This window comes from Microcoleus sp. S13_C3 (assembly GCF_036700905.1).
Lineage (GTDB): Bacteria > Cyanobacteriota > Cyanobacteriia > Cyanobacteriales > Microcoleaceae > Microcoleus.
Genome location: NZ_JAUBPT010000296.1, coordinates 1 through 3,920, shown reverse-complemented (window position 1 = coordinate 3,920; position 3,920 = coordinate 1). Strand labels below are relative to the sequence as shown.

Annotated in this window: 1 protein-coding gene and 1 pseudogene; one reads left to right on the top strand and one right to left on the bottom strand. The window is 44.1% G+C overall.

The features are described from left to right. Positions 1-28 precede the first annotated feature (28 nt). A complete protein-coding gene (locus tag QUA16_RS35950; RefSeq protein WP_333109568.1) occupies positions 29-3,097 on the bottom strand; it encodes a VWD domain-containing protein in 3,069 nt (1,022 codons plus the stop codon). 305 nt (positions 3,098-3,402) lie between these two features. Between QUA16_RS35950 and QUA16_RS35945 the strand changes: the two are divergent. After that, positions 3,403-3,843 (top strand): annotated as a pseudogene (locus QUA16_RS35945) (IS630 family transposase); the annotation flags it as partial. Positions 3,844-3,920 lie beyond the last annotated feature (77 nt).

Sequence of the window (3,920 nt, the reverse complement as noted above, 5' to 3'; positions counted from 1 at the left end):
TCTATCCTTGCTCTTCGCTGTGCTTATCTCAACGGTCAACTTTCAATTTGATGTATTTGCCAAACTGAGATGCACCCGCGGGAAATTCCTTGCTACCAAAAACAATAAAGGTTTTGCCTGCATTGTTTTTATCGTCAGAGTTAGCGCTGGAGGCTCCTATTAATAAGTCGTCAAAGCCATCTTTGTTGATATCTCCGGCATAGCTAACGGCATTTCCGGCTGAACCTTCAGCATCGAAACCGAAGATTGTAAAACCATTAGTGCCGTTCAATTCAGCCGGATTGACAATGACAGGAAATGCTTCTTTTTTGCCAAAAATCACAGAGGTTTTGCCTGCGTTAATTTGGTCGCCAACTGTCGCACCGGGAGCACCAATTACGATGTCTTTATTGCCGTCACCGTTGATATCTCCTGTGGCCGCAAGTGCGATTCTAGAACGTTCTTCGGGAGTGAGGCCGGCGATGACAAATCCGGTAGTTCCATTTAATTCTGGGACGTTAACGCTGCCAGAAAATCCTCCTTGCTGGCCGAATATAACGTAGGTTTTGCCTGCATTAATGCCGCCGTTGGTAGTACCGCCATCTGCACCAATTACGAGGTCTGGGATGCCGTCGCCGTTGATGTCGCCGCTGCTGGCTGTACCGCTAGAATTGCCGTCGATGCCGTTAATTACAAAGCCGTTATTGTTGTTAATTTCAGCTAGGTTTAAGTTAGGAGAAAAACCTGTGGTGCGGCCGTAGATGACGTAGCTTTTACCGGGTGTGCCACCGAGGGGGCCGGGTGCGCTGATGAGTACGTCGTCAATGCGATCGCCATTAATATCGCTAATGCCAGTGGCAAAGAGGCCGGCGTAGTCAAAGGTGTTGGTTCCTGTCACGGCAAAACCATTATTTCCGTTCAAGTTAGCCAGGCTGAAGTTAGCAGGAAATGCTTGATTTGTGCCGAAGACAATGTAAGTTTTTCCGGCATTATTTTGACCGTTGACAGTAGCACCAAAAGCACCAATAATAAAGTCTTTGATGCCGTCGCCGTTGATATCGCCGGCACTGCTGACTGTGCCGCCGCTAAAACCTTCGGCATCGGTGCCGTTGAGGGTGAAACCATTTTGACCGTTGAGTTGGGAAAGGTTGACGCTGGCGGGGAATTTTTGAGTGCCAAAGATGACTTGACTTTTGCCTGCGGCGTTGATGTTATTGGGGTCTGCACCGAACGATCCGACAATGATATCGTCAATTTTGTCGCCGTTGATATCTCCGGTTTTGCTGACAGCAACTCCTGAGAAGTTACCTGCTTCTGTGCCGTTGAGGACGAAGCCGTTATTGCCAGAAAGGTTGTCAAGTTTGAGGCTGTTGATGTTGATGTTAGCGGTGGCGGCTTGTATTTGTTTGCCGTCTGTTAGGAGGTAGTTAAATTTATCGGTGCCGGTGAAGTCTTGTGGTGGGGTGTAGGTGAGTTTGTCGTCGCTTTTATCGTCTGGGGTGTTGTTGTTGTCGAGGGTGATGATGCCGCCGGCAACAGATTTTGTGTTGAATTCTTTGATGGAGAGGGGGTCTTTTGCGGTGGTATCGTTGGCTAGGATATCTATTGTTGTAGCTGTGTTGACGGTGGTGGTGGTAAAGTCGCTGTTGGCGGTGAATGGAAGGGCGATCGCAAGTACGCTATCTGGATCTGGTGCGTTGATTGCTTCCTCAAGAATGTCTGGATCCAAGTCCGTGAGTACGAGGTCGATGATAGCAGCTTCGCGGGTGGTGGGATTTTTGATGCGATCGCCTATTAGTTGTTCGGCTTTTGCAACATCAGCGGGGGTTAAGTCGGAGATTTTAACTTTCTGGCGGGGGTAATTTTTCAGGGTAAAGGTGTTGGTGTTTTCGCCTGGTTTGTAGTCGAATAAGGATTCAGTTTGACTGACTCGCCAGCTATCAGAGTATTCACCATAAAGTTGCTGTTGGGAAACTGGTTCAGGAATTACAGTTCCGTCGCGTTTTGCTAGGTCATCTTTGGGGTTTTTGTTGAAGTTGCCGAGTAGTCCTTTGACTTTGCCTTCGCGATCGTCGGTGAGGTAAACTTCAACATTGACCCGACTTCCTACCTTTGCAACTAATTGATCGCCTGTGGGATAAACAACAGTATATGTGTTCCCTTCGCGATAGATACGGCCTTCTCCAATGGCAATTGAATCATCGTTGGCAATTTGGGTTGGTTGGCCATCAATTAAAAGTCCTTGGTCTTTGTAAATTCCTATGCGTTTTCCAGCCAAAACTGTTGCTACGGCGGTGTTGTCTGAAACATTACTGCGCGGGTTGTTACCAACAGGTTGTTGTCGGACTTGAATTTTTAGATCGCCAGTTGTTGATTCAATTAACGTGAATTCTCCGGCCGCTTGGAAGTCGTGATATTGTTTGTCGATGGTAACGATGCGGGGGTCGTTGTAAGTTTGGCCATTTTTGCCTTTGTCATCATCAATAATAGTGCCTGTACCAACAGTAGAACAGTCTTCATTTGTAGAAGAATTTTGAGGAGCAGGAGTGGCATTGTTCTCACTAGGGGTTGTATTGTTCTCAGTGTCCGGCTTTTCGAGCGTGAGTGTAAAAGTTCTATCTGGCTGAATCCTTCTATTTCCAATTATGGGCACTCTGATAGTAAGGCTACTTTCTCCTGGTTGGAAAGTAACCGTACCTTGACCAGCTTGATAGTCTTTACCCACCTTAGCTGTGTCTTGGTTGCTACCATACTTGACTGTGAATGTCTCTGACTTACTTGTATCACCAGAGCGTGTAGCTGTCCACACTGCTGTATTTGCTGTACCAGAATTACCCTCAGTTACGCTTGTGTTTGCAAGTTCAATTTGTCCTTTTTTCTTTTCGGGATAAACACCGGAGTCAAAATTGAGTAAATTCTGGATTTTTTGCGTAGCTGCACTGAAAGACTCATTTACTGCCTGTTGTTGCTCTGGGGTTCTTCCCGGCAAATTTGGATCTATGTAGTTTGTAAGTGCGTGTGATTCTACAGAGTTTCCTATTCCAGTACCTGGCCATTCATTTATAAGATTAGGTTCTGGAGCAGCAATTCCTGGCAAAAATCTTAATCCATTTGACATATCATCTCGACGAACTAGGTGATTAACTTCAACTGGAGCGTTGCTCTGCTGATTAGTTTCGTCGCTAATCCTAAATTTACCCTGACTTCCAAGACTGCCTGGAAAAATATACGGACAAGTACCAAAATTAGTGAAGGGAGAGATAGATAATATTGGCTCTACCGAACTTGCTATGCTTGATGTGTGCTAGAAACAGTCAATCGCGTGATTGGGCAAGGGTTTGAGTTTATGATAGTTTTCTTTTTAAGCTGTTGTGCCTTTAAATAGGGTATAATAAAAATTTAGTTTAGTCAATCAATACAAAAATGCCAGCAAAAAACCATCTCAATCTCACACAAATAGAGAAACTACAGAAAGCTTTAAAAGAGGAAGAAAATGCAAATGTCAGAGAAAAAATTCTGATTTTATTATTGCTCAATGACGGCAAAACACAATCTAAAATCGCTGACTTTTTGGGTTGTTCAGTCAACAAAGTATCTTATTGGTGTATGAAGGGAGACCCCGACAATCTAGAAAGTCTAATAGATGAAAGGATGAAGGGGAATCACAAAAAAGCCACAGATGAATATATAAATATATTATTAGAAACTATAGAAAAAGACCCTCAAGAATTAGGATAGGATTTTGGACGATGGACAGCGCAGAGATTAGCAACATACTTAGAAAAGTCCACAGGAATAAAATTAAGTGGAGGACAAGTTCGGAGAATATTAAAGAAAAAAAAGTATGTTTACATCTGGGCTAAGTAAGTAATTGGACAGAATTAATTACACACTGATTTTTTGCTGATTTTTTACTAGACAAGGCTTGTAGCCCAAATTTT

What these genes read in the sequence shown, in the direction of transcription:
- QUA16_RS35950 (WP_333109568.1), bottom strand. Translation starts at nt 3,097, where the DNA reads ATGTCAAATGGATTAAGATTTTTGCCAGGAATTGCTGCTCCAGAACCT.